Annotated in this window: 21 protein-coding genes and 2 pseudogenes; 20 read left to right on the forward strand and 3 right to left on the reverse strand. The window is 34.6% G+C overall.

All coding sequences use genetic code 11. The features are described 5' to 3' along the window. The first annotated feature begins 2 nt into the window (after window positions 1–2). Entirely contained in the window at window positions 3–362 is a 360-nt protein-coding gene (locus tag DW196_RS00080; protein WP_118249493.1) for a thioesterase family protein, read from the forward strand. 115 nt (window positions 363–477) lie between these two features. Next, the gene (locus DW196_RS00085; protein WP_071457037.1) at window positions 478–936 is read left to right on the forward strand and encodes a hypothetical protein; all 459 of its coding nucleotides are present in this window, start codon (window positions 478–480) and stop codon (window positions 934–936) included. A gap of 156 nt (window positions 937–1092) precedes the next feature. Here the strand turns inward: DW196_RS00085 and DW196_RS00090 are convergent. Next, window positions 1093–1281, reverse strand: a pseudogene (locus DW196_RS00090) (transposase); the annotation flags it as partial. A 356-nt stretch (window positions 1282–1637) separates the two neighbouring features. Between DW196_RS00090 and DW196_RS00095 the strand changes: the two are divergent. The 15 genes and pseudogenes from DW196_RS00095 (at window position 1638) to DW196_RS00165 (ending at window position 14119) form a co-directional block, all read left to right on the forward strand. After that, on the forward strand, window positions 1638–3356 hold the full coding sequence (locus DW196_RS00095) for a phospho-sugar mutase (protein ID WP_118249494.1): 1719 nt from the start codon (window positions 1638–1640) through the stop codon (window positions 3354–3356). Between the two features lie 16 nt (window positions 3357–3372). Beyond that, the gene (locus DW196_RS00100; protein ID WP_071457035.1) at window positions 3373–3666 is read left to right on the forward strand and encodes a helix-turn-helix transcriptional regulator; all 294 of its coding nucleotides are present in this window, start codon (window positions 3373–3375) and stop codon (window positions 3664–3666) included. 256 nt (window positions 3667–3922) lie between these two features. Continuing rightward, window positions 3923–4205, forward strand: a pseudogene (locus DW196_RS00105) (type I 3-dehydroquinate dehydratase); the annotation flags it as partial. Between the two features lie 39 nt (window positions 4206–4244). Beyond that, window positions 4245–4946: a glucosamine-6-phosphate deaminase gene (gene nagB / locus DW196_RS00110; protein WP_118249495.1), complete on the forward strand. Its 702-nt coding sequence runs from the start codon at window positions 4245–4247 to the stop codon at window positions 4944–4946. 107 nt (window positions 4947–5053) lie between these two features. Continuing rightward, the gene (locus tag DW196_RS00115) at window positions 5054–6106 is read left to right on the forward strand and encodes a hypothetical protein (RefSeq protein ID WP_118249496.1); all 1053 of its coding nucleotides are present in this window, start codon (window positions 5054–5056) and stop codon (window positions 6104–6106) included. Further along, complete coding sequence (locus DW196_RS00120; RefSeq protein WP_084657194.1) at window positions 6103–6831, forward strand: CPBP family intramembrane glutamic endopeptidase; 729 nt, start codon at window positions 6103–6105, stop codon at window positions 6829–6831. The genes DW196_RS00115 and DW196_RS00120 overlap by 4 nt, the downstream gene beginning before the upstream one ends. A 119-nt stretch (window positions 6832–6950) precedes the next feature. Then, a complete protein-coding gene (tsaB, locus tag DW196_RS00125; protein WP_158563478.1) occupies window positions 6951–7679 on the forward strand; it encodes a tRNA (adenosine(37)-N6)-threonylcarbamoyltransferase complex dimerization subunit type 1 TsaB in 729 nt (242 codons plus the stop codon). Window positions 7680–7698: 19 nt separating this feature from the next. Then, on the forward strand, window positions 7699–8157 hold the full coding sequence (gene rimI, locus DW196_RS00130; protein WP_118249498.1) for a ribosomal protein S18-alanine N-acetyltransferase: 459 nt from the start codon (window positions 7699–7701) through the stop codon (window positions 8155–8157). Window positions 8158–8170: 13 nt separating this feature from the next. Continuing rightward, complete coding sequence (gene rimI, locus DW196_RS00135) at window positions 8171–8599, forward strand: ribosomal protein S18-alanine N-acetyltransferase (protein ID WP_118249499.1); 429 nt, start codon at window positions 8171–8173, stop codon at window positions 8597–8599. A gap of 11 nt (window positions 8600–8610) precedes the next feature. Then, window positions 8611–9627 (forward strand): tRNA (adenosine(37)-N6)-threonylcarbamoyltransferase complex transferase subunit TsaD, encoded by a 1017-nt coding sequence (gene tsaD / locus DW196_RS00140; RefSeq protein WP_118249500.1) that lies wholly within the window; start codon window positions 8611–8613, stop codon window positions 9625–9627. 116 nt (window positions 9628–9743) lie between these two features. Further along, window positions 9744–10589 (forward strand): glutamate racemase, encoded by an 846-nt coding sequence (gene racE, locus DW196_RS00145; protein ID WP_233541895.1) that lies wholly within the window; start codon window positions 9744–9746, stop codon window positions 10587–10589. Window positions 10590–10592: 3 nt separating this feature from the next. Next, window positions 10593–11951, forward strand: coding sequence for a ribonuclease PH (gene rph, locus DW196_RS00150; RefSeq protein ID WP_118249502.1), 1359 nt, complete (start codon window positions 10593–10595; stop codon window positions 11949–11951). Beyond that, window positions 11951–12469 carry a metallophosphoesterase gene (locus tag DW196_RS00155; protein ID WP_118249503.1) on the forward strand — a complete coding sequence of 173 codons (519 nt, stop codon included), beginning with the start codon at window positions 11951–11953 and terminating at the stop codon, window positions 12467–12469. The genes rph and DW196_RS00155 overlap by 1 nt, the downstream gene beginning before the upstream one ends. Before the next feature lie 31 nt (window positions 12470–12500). Further along, the gene (cbpB, locus tag DW196_RS00160; protein WP_118249504.1) at window positions 12501–12974 is read left to right on the forward strand and encodes a cyclic-di-AMP-binding protein CbpB; all 474 of its coding nucleotides are present in this window, start codon (window positions 12501–12503) and stop codon (window positions 12972–12974) included. Between the two features lie 17 nt (window positions 12975–12991). Then, entirely contained in the window at window positions 12992–14119 is a 1128-nt protein-coding gene (locus tag DW196_RS00165; protein ID WP_118250166.1) for an N-acetyldiaminopimelate deacetylase, read from the forward strand. A 46-nt stretch (window positions 14120–14165) separates the two neighbouring features. Here DW196_RS00165 and DW196_RS00170 read toward each other — a convergent pair whose 3' ends face one another. Then, window positions 14166–15059, reverse strand: a complete 894-nt coding sequence (locus tag DW196_RS00170; RefSeq protein WP_118249505.1) for a mechanosensitive ion channel family protein — start codon at window positions 15057–15059, stop codon at window positions 14166–14168. 119 nt (window positions 15060–15178) lie between these two features. Between DW196_RS00170 and DW196_RS00175 the strand changes: the two genes are divergently transcribed. Further along, window positions 15179–15607 carry a DUF948 domain-containing protein gene (locus DW196_RS00175; RefSeq protein ID WP_071457024.1) on the forward strand — a complete coding sequence of 143 codons (429 nt, stop codon included), beginning with the start codon at window positions 15179–15181 and terminating at the stop codon, window positions 15605–15607. A 37-nt stretch (window positions 15608–15644) separates the two neighbouring features. After that, complete coding sequence (locus tag DW196_RS00180; protein ID WP_118249506.1) at window positions 15645–16082, forward strand: YtxH domain-containing protein; 438 nt, start codon at window positions 15645–15647, stop codon at window positions 16080–16082. Between the two features lie 29 nt (window positions 16083–16111). On the opposite strand, the gene DW196_RS00185 is transcribed toward DW196_RS00180, so the two are convergent. Further along, window positions 16112–16546, reverse strand: coding sequence for a GNAT family N-acetyltransferase (locus DW196_RS00185; RefSeq protein WP_187363562.1), 435 nt, complete (start codon window positions 16544–16546; stop codon window positions 16112–16114). 68 nt (window positions 16547–16614) lie between these two features. Between DW196_RS00185 and DW196_RS00190 the strand changes: the two genes are divergently transcribed. Next, entirely contained in the window at window positions 16615–17535 is a 921-nt protein-coding gene (locus DW196_RS00190; RefSeq protein ID WP_118249507.1) for an alpha/beta hydrolase, read from the forward strand. Window positions 17536–17715 lie beyond the last annotated feature (180 nt).

Genomic DNA, 17715 nt, shown 5'->3' on the forward strand with positions numbered 1-17715 from the left:
GGATGACATTTAGTACAACGTTTGAAGTCACACAAAAATATACTGCAAAAGAACTTGGTTCTGGCACATTAGCTGTTTTAGGAACACCAGGTTTAATTGCCATGGTTGAGAATGTATGTATGAATCCCGTGGTAAAAAAATTAGAAAAAGACGAAACAACAGTGGGATCAGCAATTAATATCAAACATTTAAAACCTTCCGCTCTTGGAGCGTTGATTACGATTAAAGTAGAACTTAAAGAATGCGAGAAAAAACATTTTGAGTTTGATTACCAAGCGTTTGATGGTGAAAAGTTGATTGCAACAGGTTCTCACTCTCGTGTCATAGTTAATTCGTTAACGTTTATGGAGCGTACTAACTAATAATAGATATAATTTGTGAAAAGTTTAATAAAGTTGTTTATTTTTGCTCACGACCGTGTTACAATAAACGTGTAAGAGATATGATAAGTTTCTAATTAGAAAGAGGAGATCATTTATGGCAAAAACAATGACAAGTTTTAAATTTTATTTTAGAAATGGTGAAACATGGACAATAGACCGTGAATGTATTGGCGATTTATGGATTAGTAAAGTATCAACAAGTTATGGTCGTATTCATGGTAGTGACTTCCAAAAAATCAGACCATGTGAAGGGTTTAAAATTGAGATTTTAAGTGAAGCAGATCATGTCCAAACAGATGATATTAACTTAGGTGGATTAGAGTCAGGTATGTTTGAACGTGCGACAAAATACCAAGATATTGAAAAAATGGACATTGTTTTTGATGATGGAACAAGTGATTTAATCTACTTCCCATACAAAGACAAAGAAACACCAGGACAAGAAGGACTAGATAACATTTATCAAACAACAAAAATTTCAAAAGATAATCGTTTGTATATTGTTATCGATGAAAATAAATCAGTTGACGACGTTTATAGTGAGTTTTTATAAAAATTTAATAGTATTTGTATAAAGAGTTATGCTAGTTTTGCTTAACTCTTTTTTTGGCTCTATGTCAAATCGTGTTGATGGACAATAATATTGATGAAAAAGTCTCAAAAATGAAATAGAATTAATTGAAGTGAGGGGAGACATTCTCTCGCTTTTTTATTTAACCTGAAAAACTTGATTTTGAATCAAAAAGATACGTCGTTTGAATAGGAGAAAGTTTCGATAGCCATAGGCCACACGTTTAATCACTTTAATTTTATTATTAATGCCTTCTAAGAAACCATTTGAATAGGAGTATTTGAAGGCATTCATGACCCTTTGGAAGAACTTACCAAATATTTTGAATTTATCTCTAAAATACTTTGGTAATTCAACGGGTGTCTGTGAACATCACTCTAAAAATAAGAGAATCATCTGTTAAATTGAGTAGTTTCCTTGTATTATTATTCATAGTGGGATTCTCCTTTGTAAGGTTAGTTATAGACGACTTAATTTTGCGAATAAGAATGCCCCTTTTTTTATGAATAAAACAAAAAATTGCATTGAGAGCATTTAATCTATCAACACGATTTAGTTTACAGGCATTAAAAACAGATGGTATAAGTCATCTGTTTTTTTAGATTAATTTGCCCTATAATTTTTTAGTAAAATTGATGATGTAATGATATAATAAATAAGACAAATTTATATGGGGTGACAGAATGAGTTGGAAAAACACTTATCTAAAATGGAAAGAATTTAATGAATTAGAACCTAGTTTAAAGAATAATCTGTTTGAAATAGAACAAAATGAAACCGAATTACAAGATGCTTTTTATGCACCGTTAGAGTTTGGTACAGCAGGTATGAGAGGGATTTTAGGTGCGGGAATCAACCGTATGAATATTTATACTGTTCGTCAAGCAGCTAACGGTTTAGCTTTATTTATCGCAACATTAGGTGAGGATGCCAAAAAAAGAGGGGTTGCGATTGCGTATGATTCGAGACATCAATCACCAGAATTTGCGATGGAATCAGCTAAAACACTAGCTAATCACGGGATTACGTCATACGTATTTGAAAGTTTACGTCCAACGCCTGAATTATCATTTGCTGTACGACATTTTAATTGTATTGCAGGGATTATGATTACTGCAAGCCATAATCCGGCAAATTACAACGGTTTTAAAGTATACGGGGAAGATGGTGCACAGATGCCACCACAAGACGCTGACAAAGTAACAGGATTTGTGCGTAGCATTGAAAATCCATTGGTAATTGAAGTGATTTCTGATGACAAGTCAGATGATTTTATCAATATCGTGGGTGAAGAAGTTGACACAATTTATTTAGAAGAGATGTTATCCGTGACGATAGACAATGAGTTAATCAAACGAAGTGGCGACAAATTAAACATGGTTTTCACGCCATTACATGGAACAGGGAAAATGCTTGGTGAAAAAGCATTATCACAAATTGGCTTTACCAATGTTTCCTTAGTTGAGGAACAAGCGATTGCAGATCCTAATTTTACTACAGTGAAATCACCAAACCCTGAAGAATTATCAGCATTCGAATATGCGATTCGTTTAGGTGAGGAGCTATCAGCTGATTTATTAGTAGCAACAGACCCAGATGCCGATCGTTTAGGTGCAGCCGTAAGACTACCAAGTGGCGAGTTTCGAGTGTTAACCGGAAATCAATTAGCCAGTTTAATGGTGCATTATATTTTGAGTAAAAAGCAAGAAAAACAAGAGCTACCATCTAATGGTATGGTATTAAAATCAATCGTATCAAGTGAGTTACCAACACGAATTTGTGACGCATATGATGTTGAAATGAAAAATGTGTTAACTGGTTTTAAATTTATCGCCGAACAAATCAAAGAAGCAGAATCTAAAAACTCGGCAGAATTTTTATTTGGTTTTGAGGAAAGTTATGGATACTTAGTGAAACCATTTGTTCGTGATAAAGATGCAATTCAAGCATTGGTAATGTTAGCTGAAGTGGCAACTTATTACATGGAAAAAGGGCAAACATTGTATGATGCTTTACTTGATTTGTACAAAGAATATGGTTATTTTGAAGAAAAAACGATTTCTGTAACCAAATCAGGTATGGAAGGGTTAAAAGAAATTGCAACTATCATGCAAGACGTGAGAGAACAATTGCCAACATCATTTGGTAGCGTAAAAGTGAACTATACAGAAGATTATTCAGTTGGAAAACGTCTATTTGCTGATGGACAAGAGCAAACACTTGAACTACCAAAGGCAAATGTATTAAAATTCTTTTTAGAAGATGGTAGTTGGATTGCTATTAGGCCTTCTGGGACAGAACCAAAAATTAAGTTTTATATCGGAGCAGTGGATCAAACACAAGAGACTGTTACTGAAAAAATAGAATTATTTACGAATGAATTAGCTAAATATAGTGCGTAAAGGGGGAGATGTCTAGTTGAAAGAGTTAAGTTCTCAAACGATTGAACAAACAAGTCGTTTTTTTAAAACGATAGGAGACCCAACCCGATTGAAAATACTCGTTGCTTTGTCTGAAAAGGAGATGAATGTCAGTAGTATTACTCAATTTTTAGAAATGGAACAATCTGCTGTATCTCATCAACTGAAGCTTTTAAGGGATAATCATTTGGTCAAATCACGAAAAGAAGGAAAGAGTGTTGTTTATTGTTTAGATGATAAACATGTTAAAAGTATTTTATCCCAAACATTCGATCATATGAATCATATATAATTCATAGAATAAAGTTTGCTCATAAGGGTTCTCAACTGTTAGATAACATTCTAATAGTTGAGAACTTTTTTAATAATTTTACAATCAGCGAGTCTAAAAAAGGTCGTCGCTCATTAAAATTGAAAGAACAGAGTAAATGAAAACAGTTAAAGTAATGAACATTGTTGTTGGAGATGGTATTCCTAAATTAGTTGTTCCAATGGTTGGTAAAGCAAGTCAAGAGTTAATAGAAGAAACTAAAATTGTCGCGAACTATGGTGCAGATATTTGTAAAATAGCTGTTATGCCAAATACTACAACAGATGTATTAACGCTACTTGACGCAACGAATGAGATGCAAATTTTTTTGCTAATCGCCCAATTGTGACGATGTCAATGGGCAATTAGGGATGATAAATCGAGTCAGTGGAGAAACGTTTGGATTAGTCTTGACATTTGGATCAGTCCAATCAGCATCTGCACCAGGACAAGCATCAGTACCTGAGCTAAGGGATATATTAACAACTATTCGCATAAGACTTGTCAAAATACTTCTTTAAAGGTATAATTGGACTATACCATTACTGGAGGGAATAGACATGAAAGTCATTAAAGTAACAGATCAATTCGAAGGTGCGAAAGTTGCATTTGATATGATTCAAGAAGCAATGAAACAAGATATTAAAACATTGGGACTGGCGACAGGGAGTACACCTGAAGCGTTATATAAAGAAATGGTAGAAAGTGATGTTGATTTTTCTCATATGACATCTGTGAATTTGGATGAGTATGTGGGACTGGGGGCAGACGATCCGCAAAGTTACCATTATTTTATGAGAGAGCATTTATTTAATAAAAAGCCATTTAAAGAAACGTTCTTACCTAACGGACTAGCTACAGATGCTAAAAAAGAATGTAAGCGATACGATGCAATCGTTGAGTCACACCCTATAGATATTCAAATCCTTGGTATTGGTGAAAATGGACATATTGGATTCAATGAACCTGGCTCATCGTTTGATGGAAAAACAAGCGAAGTAAACTTAACGGAATCAACCATTGAGGCGAATAGCCGCAATTTTTCTGATATTTCTGAGGTGCCAACTAAGGCTTATTCAATGGGAATAGGTTCGATTATGCAAGCTAACAAAATCATTTTATTAGCGTACGGAACTAAAAAGGCTGAAGCCATCTATCAAACAATAAAAGGACCTATTACAGAGTTAGTTCCAGCAAGTGCTTTACAAGTTCATCCTGATGTGACTATTATTGTAGATGAAGAGGCAGGAAGTAAACTATAATTTCTCAAATCTGTTTTTTTAAAGGATAAAATTCTTTAAAAAATCAGGTTTTTTTTATAAAAATAGTTTATAATATTGAATAGTTAAATAAGTAAAGGAGAATCAGAATGGAAGGCTCTCAAGTAATTTATGATTTTGTCAGTTCAGCTATTGAATCAGGAGGATGGATGAAAACAGATCGAGCTTATTTACAAAATAAGCTCACTGACATGACAGGGGTCGTTGTCTCTTCTAATAATGTAAATCAAGTATCTAATATGACGGCAGAGGAATTATGTCAAATACTAGTTGATATGGCCAAGGATAATAAAGCGAATGAGTATCAAACTGAGGAAGACATTGATCAGTTGAAACAAAGTATAATGGAGTTACTAACGCCACCACCATCAGTAGTGAATGCGATGTTTGCTAAAAAATTTGACAGATCACCGTTAGAAGCAACCAACTATCTTTATTGGCTTAATCAGATCAATGGGTATCTATCAGGAGGTAAAGAAACAAGTTATGGAATAGAATTTGATGCTCCAATGCATGGAAAATGTCCATTGTGTTTTGAAAATGAAGGCACCTATGAGCCTGGTTCGGCATTTTTGAAGAAAACGCGACGTTTTATCCGTTTGAACTTGAATAATGACAGTTGGGGATATCAATTGTCACCATTAGAAAAAGATAAAGAAGTCGGATTGTTTTTTCCTGAAGAACATACAACCTTATTTATGATTAATCTTCTCATAGATCAGATGGTCCAATTAGTTGATTTATATACGCATTATGAGATACACTATTCACAGTTTAATTATTTTTATGGTCATAGTTTTTTAGTTGGTAAACGTGTGAATAAAGATAGACAGATTTTATGTGAGTATACCTTACCATTTTTTAGAGAATCTAAATTTGCTTATGATATGGAACAAGCAAATGATGTTGTGATTCAAACGAATCGACCTCAAGATATTTGGCTAATGATTAATTATATTTTTTCTTTAACAGTCTCTCATAAAAGAGGGTTGTATACAATGGATTTTGATTATTACTTATCGAAAACAGAGACAGATTATCAAATGATTGTGAGTATACACGATAATGCTTCTAATAAATCGAAAGATAATTGGTTGTTTACGTTAGAATTACTAAAAAATGAATTGGAGGTTAGATATTGAAAAAGTTTGTTGTCTTTATAAAAAAAGTCGGGTTGTATATTGTTGGGCTATTGATTATTTTGGGAATGTTGTTATTAAACGACGTACCAACATTAGTTCTTAATTTATTTGAACCAATCTTCAATAAAAAGTCAAATGGTGTAAGTATCATCTTATTCTTATGTTGGTTGGTTATTTTAGGTGCAATAATTTGGTTTATTTGGCGTTTTTATCAAAATAAATCACACGATACTGATATTAGTTTAAGCAAAAAAGATATTTGGCGAGCTTTTAAAATATTTTTAATTGGTCGAGTAATTGTCTTTATAGGGACTGGTTTAATGCAATTAATCTATGGCGATGCCCAAAGTGCAAATGATGATGCGATAGCGCAATTATTTGGGCCAAATCAAACCATTTACTATGTGTTAATCATGACAATTATCGTTGCAGTTAAAGCTCCGATTTTAGAAGAACTTATTTTTAGAGGGTTGCCTACAACATTATTATTTAAAAATATGCCGTATTGGGTGCCAATGATATTAACTTCTTTAGCCTTTTCAGCTGTTCATTTGTCGTCAAATATTATTTCGTTTGCAATGTATGCTGCTTTAGGAGCATTAATGTATTGGGCGTATTGCTCAAGAGGTCGAATAGTAGATTCGATGATGGTGCATTTTTTTAATAATATATTAGGAGCTATCATGTTACTATTATCTTACTTGTTTGGTCTACCATTATCATAATCATTCAAAGAGAAAGGGTGCAATGAGTACTCTTTTTCTTTTTTGTTTGCAAATAACACAAGTAGTGAGTCTTTTGTGCTACAATGAAACAGAAAAATAGAAAAAGGATTGGTATAACTATGACAATACTAGGTATTGATACATCAAATAAAACACTAGGTGTCGTAATTGGAGAAGAAAATCAGGTAATTTCCTCATATTATAGTCAAGCTAGCAAAAATCACAGTGAAACCTTGATGCCAGCAATTGACTTTTGTATGAAAGAAAGTCGGTTATCACCTAAACATATAGATAAGATAATTGTGGCAAAAGGCCCAGGATCGTATACTGGATTGCGTATTGGGGTTACAACAGCGAAGACATTAAGTTGGACTTTAGGTGCGTCTTTATATGCTGTGTCCTCATTAGCTTGTTTGGCGAAAAACAGTCAGGAAAAAGATAAGTTGATTGTGCCTTTTATAGATGCACGTCGTGGGTTTTTATATACAGGAGCATATAAATATGAAAATAACCAATTGATTAATGTGTTGCCTGATCAATATATTTTATTTGATGAGTGGCTAGATGTGTTATTAAAACAAGAACAAAAATTGGTCTTTATCGGAGAAGAATACGGGAAATTAGAAGAAAAATTTAATGATTTAAGTGAAAGTACCGATATTGAGGTTATCCTCCAACCTTCTAATCCGGCTGTCATGTTAGATATGTCTTGTTTATTAGAAAAAATAGAAGACGTAAATGAATTTGTTCCAACCTATCTAAAAAAAGTAGAAGCAGAAGAAGAATGGCTAAAGAAACAACAAGGAAAAGAAGTAGAACCACAATCTTACGTTGAACGATTAAGTTAACTAGTAGAGGAGTGGTAGTGTGATTGAGAAAAAGTTAGAATTTCAGTTAGCAAAAGTAACTGATATTATGGCATTTCAACAAGTGCTTAAACATGTTTATGGTGGTGAATCACCTTGGAGTACAGCTATTTTATGGATGGAACTTAGTAAGAAGAAATACGGTCGTTACGTAAAAGCATGCCTAGATCATCAATTAGTTGGTTTCGGTGGGATACGAATTGAGTGTGATGATGCACATATTACTAATATTGCCGTGTTACCAGAATATCAGTCACAAGGTATTGGAACATCACTTTTAAACGAGTTGAAAGAAGAAGCAAAAAATTTATCGTGTCACTCAATGAGTTTAGAAGTTAGAGCGTCTAATCAACAAGCTATCTCTGTATATCGATCATTTGGATTTGAGCAGGTAGGTATTAAAGAAGGATATTATCTTTCTGCTAGAGAAGATGCTATTGAAATGCGATTAAAGTTCTAGGAAGTGAGTCTAGATGGATAATAGACAGTTAGCAAAACGATTATCAGAATCAAGTGACATCATATTTAAGTATGGGAGTCCATGGTCTGAAGCACAATTTTATGATCAATTAGCTCAAAAAAACAATATCACGCATGTAAAACTTGAAGACGACAAGGTAATAGGATTTATTATTTGCCAATTTGTGCTAGATGAAGCAGAATTATTATTAATTGGCGTGCTGCCAGATTATAAAAATAAAGGCATAGCAAGTACACTTTTAACTGAAGCATGTGAGTTGCTAAAGCAAAACAACGTATCTCATTTATTTTTAGAAGTAAGAAGTCAAAATGAAGAAGCAATAGGGTTTTACAAAAAGCATCAGTTTAAAGAGCTAGGTGTTAGAAAAAATTATTATCATCATCCGACAGATAATGCTGTGATGATGCAGTTAGAGATTTAGGATGTGAAGAAATGGAACAAACGGATATTTATATATTAGCTATTGAGAGTAGCTGTGACGAAACGAGTGTCGCGATTGTGAAAAATGGTCGTGACGTTTTATCAAATATTGTTGCGTCTCAAATAAATAGTCACAAACGGTTTGGCGGCGTTGTACCAGAAGTGGCAAGTCGTCATCATGTGGAGCAAATTATCGCGTGTATTGATTTAGCGATGGAAGAAGCAAGTGTCAAAATAGAAGATTTATCAGCAGTAGCTGTCACATATGGACCAGGATTAGTTGGGTCATTATTGATAGGGATTACAGCGGCAAAATCATTTGCATGGGCGAATGAGTTACCGCTTATCCCAGTTAATCATATGGCAGGACATATCTACGCAGCCCAGTTAATAGAGGAACTAGAATTTCCACTAATGGCATTGTTAGTGAGTGGTGGGCATACTGAGCTTGTTTATATGACAGAGCATGGAGATTTTGACATCATCGGCGAGACAAGAGATGATGCAGCTGGTGAAGCATATGATAAAGTTGGTCGAGTGTTGGGATTAACTTATCCAAGTGGAAAAGAGATTGATGAATTAGCTCATCAAGGCAAGGATAGTTATCATTTTCCAAGAGGGATGATAAAAGAAGATCATTATGATTTTAGTTTTAGTGGCTTAAAAAGCTCTGTGATAAATCTTGTCCATAATGCGAAACAACGAGATGAAGAGTTATGTGATGTTGATTTAGCCGCAAGTTTTCAAGAAAGTGTGATTGATGTTTTAGTTGATAAAACAATCCGTGCTTGTCAAGAATACAACGTAAAACAATTAGTCGTTGCTGGTGGGGTCGCAGCGAATAAAGGGTTAAGAAATCGTCTGAAACAAGAGCTAGACCAAGTGTTACCACAAGTTAAACTAATTGTACCACCAATAAACTTGTGTGGAGATAACGCCGCAATGATTGGTGCAGCTGCGTACGTAGAGTACCAAAAGCAACACTTTTCAGATATGCATTTAAATGCCAAACCATCTTTAACATTATAAAAGAAGAAGTGACAGGAAACTGTTACTTTTTTTATACTACAAAAGACATAATAAACCATTAAAATTTGATGCTTTAACTTGAAATATATCAAAAATAAAGGGAAAATAGAATTTAGATGAACAATATAAAGAACGAGGTAGATGTTATGAATAATCAGCCAATCGGTTTTTTGGATTCAGGTGTAGGAGGATTAACGGTTGTGCGTGAAGCATTAAAACAACTGCCGAATGAAACCGTCTATTATGTGGGAGATACAGCAAGATGTCCTTATGGGCCACGTCCTGTTGACCAAATTAAAGAATTCACATGGGATATGGTACGGTTTTTATTAAAACAAGATGTCAAAATGATTGTGATTGCTTGTAATACGGCGACAGCTGTTGCGTTAGAAGAAATAAAAGAAGCACTAGATATTCCGGTTGTTGGTGTGATTGTTCCGGGATCAAGAGCGGCGTTACGTGAAACACGCAATGGTCGTATTGGAATTATCGGAACAGTTGGAACGATAAATAGTGAGGAATACACAAAAGAAATTAAACGTAAATCTTTGGATGTTGATGTGTTGGGACTTTCTTGTCCAAAGTTTGTACCAATAGTTGAAAGTCATGAGTATCAATCTGATATTGCTAAAAAAGTGGTAAATGAAACATTAAGTCATTTTAATGCATCAAATATTGATACGTTAGTTATGGGGTGTACCCACTATCCGTTGCTAAAGCCATTTATTAAAGAAGCAGTGGGAGAACAAGTTAAATTGATTGATTCAGGTGCTGAAACAGTCACAGAAGTCAGTGTGTTACTCGATTATTATGATATTTCAGCTTCACCCAATTCAGATAAAAAAGAACATCGCTTTTTTACAACAGGTTCTGTACGAAATTTTGAAACCATCAGTTCTGATTGGTTGCCAATTCAAGATATATCAGTGGAACATGTAGATATTACAGATATAGGAGATTAGAAAATGAGACATGACGACAGAAAAAATAATGAAATGCGAAAAGTATCATTTGTATTAGATTACTTAGATTACCCAGAAGGATCAGTTTTCGTTAGTTTTGGTCATACAAAAGTCATTGTCAATGCAACAGTTGAAGACAATGTACCACCATTTTTACGTGATAGTGGGGCTGGTTGGGTGACGGCTGAATATAGCATGTTACCACGAGCAACACATACACGAAACAGACGTGAGAGCAGTAAAGGAAAACTTACGGGTAGAACGATGGAAATCCAACGCTTGATTGGTCGTAGTTTGCGTTCGGTCATTGATTTGAAAAAGTTAGGAGAGCGTTCGATTGTAGTTGATTGTGATGTGATTCAAGCAGACGGTGGAACTAGAACAGCTAGTATTACTGGTGCGTTTTTAGCGTTGAAATTAGCGACTGATCGATTAGTCCAACAAGGTGATTTACTTGAAAGTCCGATTACGTCTCACTTGGCCGCTATTAGCGTGGGGTTAAACTCATATGGTGAAGTAATCACTGATCTAGACTACCAAGAAGATTCCACTGCACAAGTTGATTGCAATGTTGTTATGACGGAAAAACTTGAATTAATCGAAATTCAAGGGACAGGTGAAGAAGCAACCTTTACACGAGGTGAGTTAAATGAGTTACTTGATTATGCTGAAACAAGTATCAACGAATTGATTCGTCTACAAAAAAATGCGCTAGCTTTACGAAATGTTGCGAAGAAACATGAAGAACCAGTGTTACAACATCAATTATTGATTGCGACAAAAAATGAAGGAAAAGCAAAAGAATTTGTCGAGTTATTTAAGTCAAGAGGTTATCAAATCAAAACATTGTTAGATTTTCCAGAGATAGAAGACATTGAAGAAACTGGTAAGACGTTTGAAGAAAACGCACGATTAAAAGCTGAAGGAATAGCGAATCAATTGAATTGTTTGGTCTTAGCTGATGATTCAGGATTGAAAGTCGATGCGCTTGGCGGTCAGCCAGGGGTGTACTCAGCAAGATATGCTGGTGAAAGAAAAAGTGATGCAGCGAATAATGCTAAATTACTTCATGAATTAACGGATGTTCCAATGGAAGAAAGAACAGCACAATTCCACTGTACACTTGTTTTAAGTGAACCAGGGAAAGAAAGTTTAGTCGTATCAGGAGAGCTACCTGGAGTAATTGGACGCATTCCACGAGGAGATAATGGGTTTGGTTATGATCCATTATTTATTATTCCAGAAACGGATAAAACAATGGCAGAAATGACATCTGAAGAAAAAAATCAGATTAGCCATCGTGCAAAAGCTCTGAAAGAATTGGATAAAAAAATCGATGCTTGGTTGGGAGAGAAAAACTAATGAAATATTTAGTAGTGAGCGATAATCATGGAGTGGAATCTTATTTAGAAGACATAAAAGCAAAATGGCTAAATGACGTGGACTACTTTTTCCATTGTGGTGATTCAGAATTATCACCAGAGAGCGATATTTGGTCAACTTATCATGTTGTTCGAGGAAATTGTGATTACTATAATGAATATGACAATGTAAAATTAATCGATACCACACAAGACAAGGTGCTGTTAACACATGGGCATTTGTTTAATGTCAATATGATGTTTGATAAGTTACTTTATCAAGCCGAAGAGATGCAAGCAAATATCGTCTTATATGGGCACACGCATCAATTATTTGCGACAATGGTAGATGATATCTTGCTACTAAATCCAGGCAGTATTTCTCAGCCACGTGGTAAATATAGCTATTTAAAAACATATGCCATTATCACACACCAAGAAGATGGGTATTTAGTAGATTATTATAATGAACGACATGAATTACAAAAAGAACTGACTCACTTTTTTTCAATGAACTAAAATTTTTAGCTTGTATGGAGGAAATGACAATATGATTGGAACGACTGTAAGAAAGATGTTACTGGAAAATGAAGACGACTTTTTAATCTCTTCTGATAACGTGGCAACCTTAAGTGAATCAAATTCGCTTGAACATGCAATTTTAGTATTAACTAAAATTGGGTACTCTCGCGTTCCTGTGTTAAATAAAGAGGAACAACTAGTTGGCTTAGTTTCTTTATCTCAAGTAGTTGACCAGATGTTTGGAATAGAAGATTTAGAACCTGAAAATTTAGCAAATAAAAAAGTGGTAGATGTCATGGATATAGACATTCCAATGATTTCGTTACCACTAGATTTAGAAAAAACACTTCATTTGTTAGTTAATGATAGTTTTATTCCTGTTGTAAATGAATCAAAAGAATTCACAGGAATTATCACAAGAAAAGAGATACTAAAAGCCGTGAACCATTTGGCTCATGAACTTGAAATAGAATATGATGTAATTGAAAAAGTGAATATTTAGGTGAAAATATGAAAAAAATGACAGAAGAAGAACTAATCACGATTAGGCGAGAACTACATCAGATTCCAGAGATTGGAATGGAAGAATATCAAACAGCAGAGTATTTGTTAAACAAAATGGCAGAATTACCACAAGAAAAACTTGATATAAAGGTACAAGACACAGCGATTATTGTGGTCGTAAAAGGAAGTGAACCGACTAAAGTAATCGGGTGGCGTACTGATATGGATGCTCTGCCGATTACTGAACAGACAGGTTTACCTTTTTCTTCGCAACATGAAGGAGTGATGCATGCTTGTGGTCACGATATTCATATGACGATTGCATTAGGCTTACTAGATAAGGTGATTGATCAACCGTTAAAAGAAGATATCCTGTTCTTTTTTCAACCAGCTGAAGAAAATAAAAGTGGTGCCAAAATATATACGGATAATGGATTTTTAGATGTTTCTAAGATTGATGAGATGTATGGTTTACATGTCAATCCTGATTTACCAGTTGGCGTGATAGCAACAGCAGTAGGAACCATGTTTGCTGGAGACAGTAGTTTTAAAGTGACGTTTACTGGAAAAGAAAGTCATGCAGCCCTTCCGCATGAAGGAAATGATATGATAGTCGCCGCTGCTTCATTCATTCAACAAGCACAGACCATAATTAGCCGCAATGTGAATCCGATGCAGTCAGCTGTTATAACGTTTGGTGAATTGAATGCAGGTTTTGCTAGTAATATTTTAGCCGGTACAGCTTATTTAAGCGGCACAATTAGAACGTTGACTCATGACATGACACACTTAGTCATGTCAAGAATCAAAGAAATAGCAAACGGAATAGCTGTAAGTTTTCAGTGTGATGTGTCTATCGAGTTTGATAACTTAGGTTATGTTCCTGTGGTTAATGATGATACGACTACCACACGATTAATCGACTTTTTATCATTACATCCAGACATTGAACTAGTAGCGTCTGAACCGCTAATGACGGCAGAAGACTTTGGCTATATACTGAAGCAAATTCCGGGTACAATGGTATGGTTAGGTGTCGCTAGTGAGTATGGTCTGCATCATCCGAAATTTAATCCAAATGAACAAGCTATTCAAAAAGCTGTTTCTGTTATGGGAGATTACCTAGTGGCGTTGGCTAAGTAAAAAACCACGAGATATCTAAATAATAAAGGATATCTCGTGGTTTGATTTATATTTTTAAATTAATCGGTGTAGTCGGTAACTTAATTCCTGCTTTTGTCAAAGCTTCTATATACGCCGTCATCATTTGAGTTTTAACACCAAATTGAGAGCCGCTAATAGCATAAACATTCGAACGAATCGCAAAATTGCCGCTTCCTAAATCAACTAATCCTACGATTGTTGGTTCAGAACGAATATCTGTAATATTGATGATTTGTTTTTTATTGATGGATTTCATAATATCCATAATACGATCAATATCGTCTGTTGGGTCAACCCGAATATCAACAACAACTAACTGATTACCTCGCGATAAATTACTTACAATAAGTATCTGCCGATTTGGGATGTAGTTCATCGTTCCGTTAAAACTTTTAATTTGTGTTGTTCGTAAGCCAATATCGTTAACGATACCTTCAATATTATCAATAACAACATGATCCCCAACATCTAACTGTCGTTCGTAAATAATAAAGAAACCAGTTAATACATCATTTATAAAGCCTTGAGCACCAAGACCAATGGCAACCCCAGCAATCCCGGCCCCGGCAATTAACGATCCAACGGGAACACCTAAAATCGTTAAAATAGAATAAATTCCTATAAAAAACAGTGTGTACTGGACTGCGTTTTTTGTTAGTGTTCTTAATGTGTGCATTCTATTTTCACTATAGTTGTCTTTTTTCTTATTTGTAAAAGACTTATCAATTAACTTTAATAAGATTTTTCGGGTTATCGTTAATAAAATGATGATAACAAGGATGAGGATAGCTTGATTAATAACCGATGCAATAATCTTATTCCAGTCTAACTGGTTAAAAAAGCGATTAATACCTCGCACGTTTTTTGCTGCTTCGGTAATTACTTCAGGTGTTGTGGAAGTAGTGGTAGTTTCTTGCAAAATGAACACTCCTTTCTTATTTCTTCTTACTATATCATAATGTATAAATTGTTGTTAAATCAAGTAGATAATGGTATTCTAATGGTAGTAAATTACAGGAAAGGTAGGAGATGTTTTATATGACAGGTATAGAAATAGCTGCGATAATTGCTGCTGTTGCGTTTGCCGTACTAGTAGTGGTGCTAGTCATTTTTTTATTACAATTAAACAAGAATATAACGAAGTCAATGGAAAAAGTCAATGGCATTTTAGATGAAACAGATAAAACAGTCGCTATATTAACACAAGATGTTGATATCTTACTGAAACAAAGTGAAGACTTATTGGTTATTGGCAATGACTTATTGGCAGATGTCACTCAAAAAGTTGAAACGATTGATCCGCTGTTTCATGCGGTGGCAGATTTAAGTGAGAGTGTTTCTGAGTTGAATGACTCAAGTAAAGCGATGCTTGCTAAAGTAGGTGAGGCAGGAAAAACAGTTGCCACAGCTACAGTTGTTGGCAAAACCGCTCAAACTGCGTCACATTTATTTAAAAAACATAAATAGTAATATATTTAAGTAAAAATCATTAGGAGGAACAGTTATGTCGAAAAAATCAAGTGGCTTTTTAGCAGGAGCGGTAATTGGAGGTGCCGCAGCTGCAGCCGCAGCATTGCTCCTTGCACCGACAAGTGGTAAAAAATTGAGAAAAGATTTAATGGAACAATTAGATGATATTTCTGACGGTAAAGCAAGTGAGTTTGTTGATTTAGCACAAGAAAAAACATCAGAATTTAGTGAATTAGCGAAAGAAAAATCAGCCGATTACCCTTGGGTGGGTGAGCAATTATCACAAGTAAAAGATAATTCAGCTGAACTATTTGGTAACCTAAAAGATAAAACTCAAACTATTAGCCAAGATTTTCAAGCTAATTCCGAAAAATTAAAATCAGCTGTAAAACCTGTTGTTGAAGATGATATCGTTTTAAGCACTGATGATATTTCAGATGATCTTTATGATGTAATCGAAGAAGGTAAATAAAAAAAGTGAGTGGGTATCTGCTCACTTTTTTAATACAGTTCTTTTTCTAGTAGGACACAAATAATGCCATCTTCTATAAATTCATCAGAAACGACTTTATAACCTAACCTTTGATAGAATCCTACTGCTTGTTTTTCACCATGTATACGAGATAAGGTGCAATGTTGTTTTCGCCCTATCTGTTCTAATTCTAATAGTAAACGTCGTCCTAGCCCTTGTTTTCGCCAATTTTTATGCACGCATAATCTGTCAGGTCGAAGCGTTTTCTCATCGTCTTGTTGGTATCTAGCAGTAGCAACAGGCGTATTATCATAATAAATGACGATGTAAAACGTCCTATCAATATCTAATGCATCAAATTCGGCTTTTAAAGAAATACCTTGTTCTTGGACAAATACGAGTGTTCTTAGAAAAAAAGATGCAGCCCTATTCCAAGGTGCATTGTTAAAGACAATTTGAATCATATGACGATCTCCTTTTCAAATAGATAGTTTCAGTGTATCATACTACTATCTTTATTTTGGAGGTAAGTATGAAAAAAGTCTTGATTTATGGAATCGTTGTAGGCGTTATTATCATCGTGATAGGTCTTGGTGCAGGTGTTAATTATTTATTTAACTATGCCATTGTTTCTGGCAAGAAAGATTTTATCAATGATGTTAAACAAGAACAAATAGAAAAAGATTGGCACTTTGCTCAAAATCATTTGAGCGAAGAATCGATTAAAAGTGACGATGGCTTGAACTTAGTCGCTAAAAAAGTAACGCACGATAACCCAAGTAAAAAAGTTGCTATCGTAGCTCATGGCTATATGGGGAAAAGTGATTATATGGGGCAATATGCACAGCTTTTTTATGATGAAGGGTTTGATGTGTTAGTACCTGACAACCGGGCACACGGCAAGAGTGAAGGTAAGTACGTTGGGTTTGGTTGGCTAGATAGAAAAGATTATGTTAGATGGATAGATGAAGTGGTGAAAGAGTATGGCACTGATGTTAACATTGTGCTTTACGGATTAAGCATGGGTGCTGCTACTGTGATGATGACAAGTGGTGAAGATTTACCACAACAAGTGAAAGTTATTATTGAGGATTGTGGCTATGATTCAGTGAGAAATGAATTAGCATTTCAATTAAATGATATGTTTAATTTACCGTATTTTCCAATGATTCCATTAGCTTCATCTTATACAAAACTACGTGCAGGTTACTCATTTGGTGAAGCTAGTGCTGTTAAACAATTAGAGAAAAATAAGTTGCCACTATTATTTATACATGGTGATAAAGATGATTTTGTTCCTACCGATATGGTGTATCAAGTTTATCGTGCAACAAAGGGACCTAAGGAATTAGTTATTTTTGAAGGAGCTAAACATGCGGAGTCCTTAAAAAAACATCCCGAAGAATATAAGAAAACAGTCAAAAACTTTTTATCTAAGTATTTTCCCAAATAGCTAAGAAGCATTGACAGGTAGAGCTTTTTTCTTTATAATTTATTTGCTACTTAAGGATATATTTTTAAATGACAAAACAATCAGAGAGTACTTATATGGTGAAAAAGTACAATTAATTTAAAAATGCTCCCTTTTGACTTTGATAAAAGCTATCACGTGTTTTCGCGTTAAGAAACAAAA

It is taken from the genome of Vagococcus sp. AM17-17 (assembly GCF_003471765.1).
Classification (GTDB): domain Bacteria; phylum Bacillota; class Bacilli; order Lactobacillales; family Vagococcaceae; genus Vagococcus; species Vagococcus teuberi.

What these genes read in the sequence shown, in the direction of transcription:
- DW196_RS00175 (WP_071457024.1), top strand. Translation starts at nt 15,179, where the DNA reads ATGACAGGTATAGAAATAGCTGCGATAATTGCTGCTGTTGCGTTTGCC.
- DW196_RS00190 (WP_118249507.1), top strand. Translation starts at nt 16,615, where the DNA reads ATGAAAAAAGTCTTGATTTATGGAATCGTTGTAGGCGTTATTATCATC.
- DW196_RS00085 (WP_071457037.1), top strand. Translation starts at nt 478, where the DNA reads ATGGCAAAAACAATGACAAGTTTTAAATTTTATTTTAGAAATGGTGAA.
- rimI (WP_118249499.1), top strand. Translation starts at nt 8,171, where the DNA reads ATGGATAATAGACAGTTAGCAAAACGATTATCAGAATCAAGTGACATC.
- DW196_RS00165 (WP_118250166.1), top strand. Translation starts at nt 12,992, where the DNA reads ATGACAGAAGAAGAACTAATCACGATTAGGCGAGAACTACATCAGATT.
- tsaD (WP_118249500.1), top strand. Translation starts at nt 8,611, where the DNA reads ATGGAACAAACGGATATTTATATATTAGCTATTGAGAGTAGCTGTGAC.
- tsaB (WP_158563478.1), top strand. Translation starts at nt 6,951, where the DNA reads ATGACAATACTAGGTATTGATACATCAAATAAAACACTAGGTGTCGTA.
- DW196_RS00115 (WP_118249496.1), top strand. Translation starts at nt 5,054, where the DNA reads ATGGAAGGCTCTCAAGTAATTTATGATTTTGTCAGTTCAGCTATTGAA.
- cbpB (WP_118249504.1), top strand. Translation starts at nt 12,501, where the DNA reads ATGATTGGAACGACTGTAAGAAAGATGTTACTGGAAAATGAAGACGAC.
- DW196_RS00080 (WP_118249493.1), top strand. Translation starts at nt 3, where the DNA reads ATGACATTTAGTACAACGTTTGAAGTCACACAAAAATATACTGCAAAA.
- DW196_RS00180 (WP_118249506.1), top strand. Translation starts at nt 15,645, where the DNA reads ATGTCGAAAAAATCAAGTGGCTTTTTAGCAGGAGCGGTAATTGGAGGT.
- DW196_RS00155 (WP_118249503.1), top strand. Translation starts at nt 11,951, where the DNA reads ATGAAATATTTAGTAGTGAGCGATAATCATGGAGTGGAATCTTATTTA.
- racE (WP_233541895.1), top strand. Translation starts at nt 9,744, where the DNA reads ATGAACAATATAAAGAACGAGGTAGATGTTATGAATAATCAGCCAATC.
- DW196_RS00185 (WP_187363562.1), bottom strand. Translation starts at nt 16,546, where the DNA reads ATGATTCAAATTGTCTTTAACAATGCACCTTGGAATAGGGCTGCATCT.
- nagB (WP_118249495.1), top strand. Translation starts at nt 4,245, where the DNA reads ATGAAAGTCATTAAAGTAACAGATCAATTCGAAGGTGCGAAAGTTGCA.
- DW196_RS00095 (WP_118249494.1), top strand. Translation starts at nt 1,638, where the DNA reads ATGAGTTGGAAAAACACTTATCTAAAATGGAAAGAATTTAATGAATTA.
- rph (WP_118249502.1), top strand. Translation starts at nt 10,593, where the DNA reads ATGAGACATGACGACAGAAAAAATAATGAAATGCGAAAAGTATCATTT.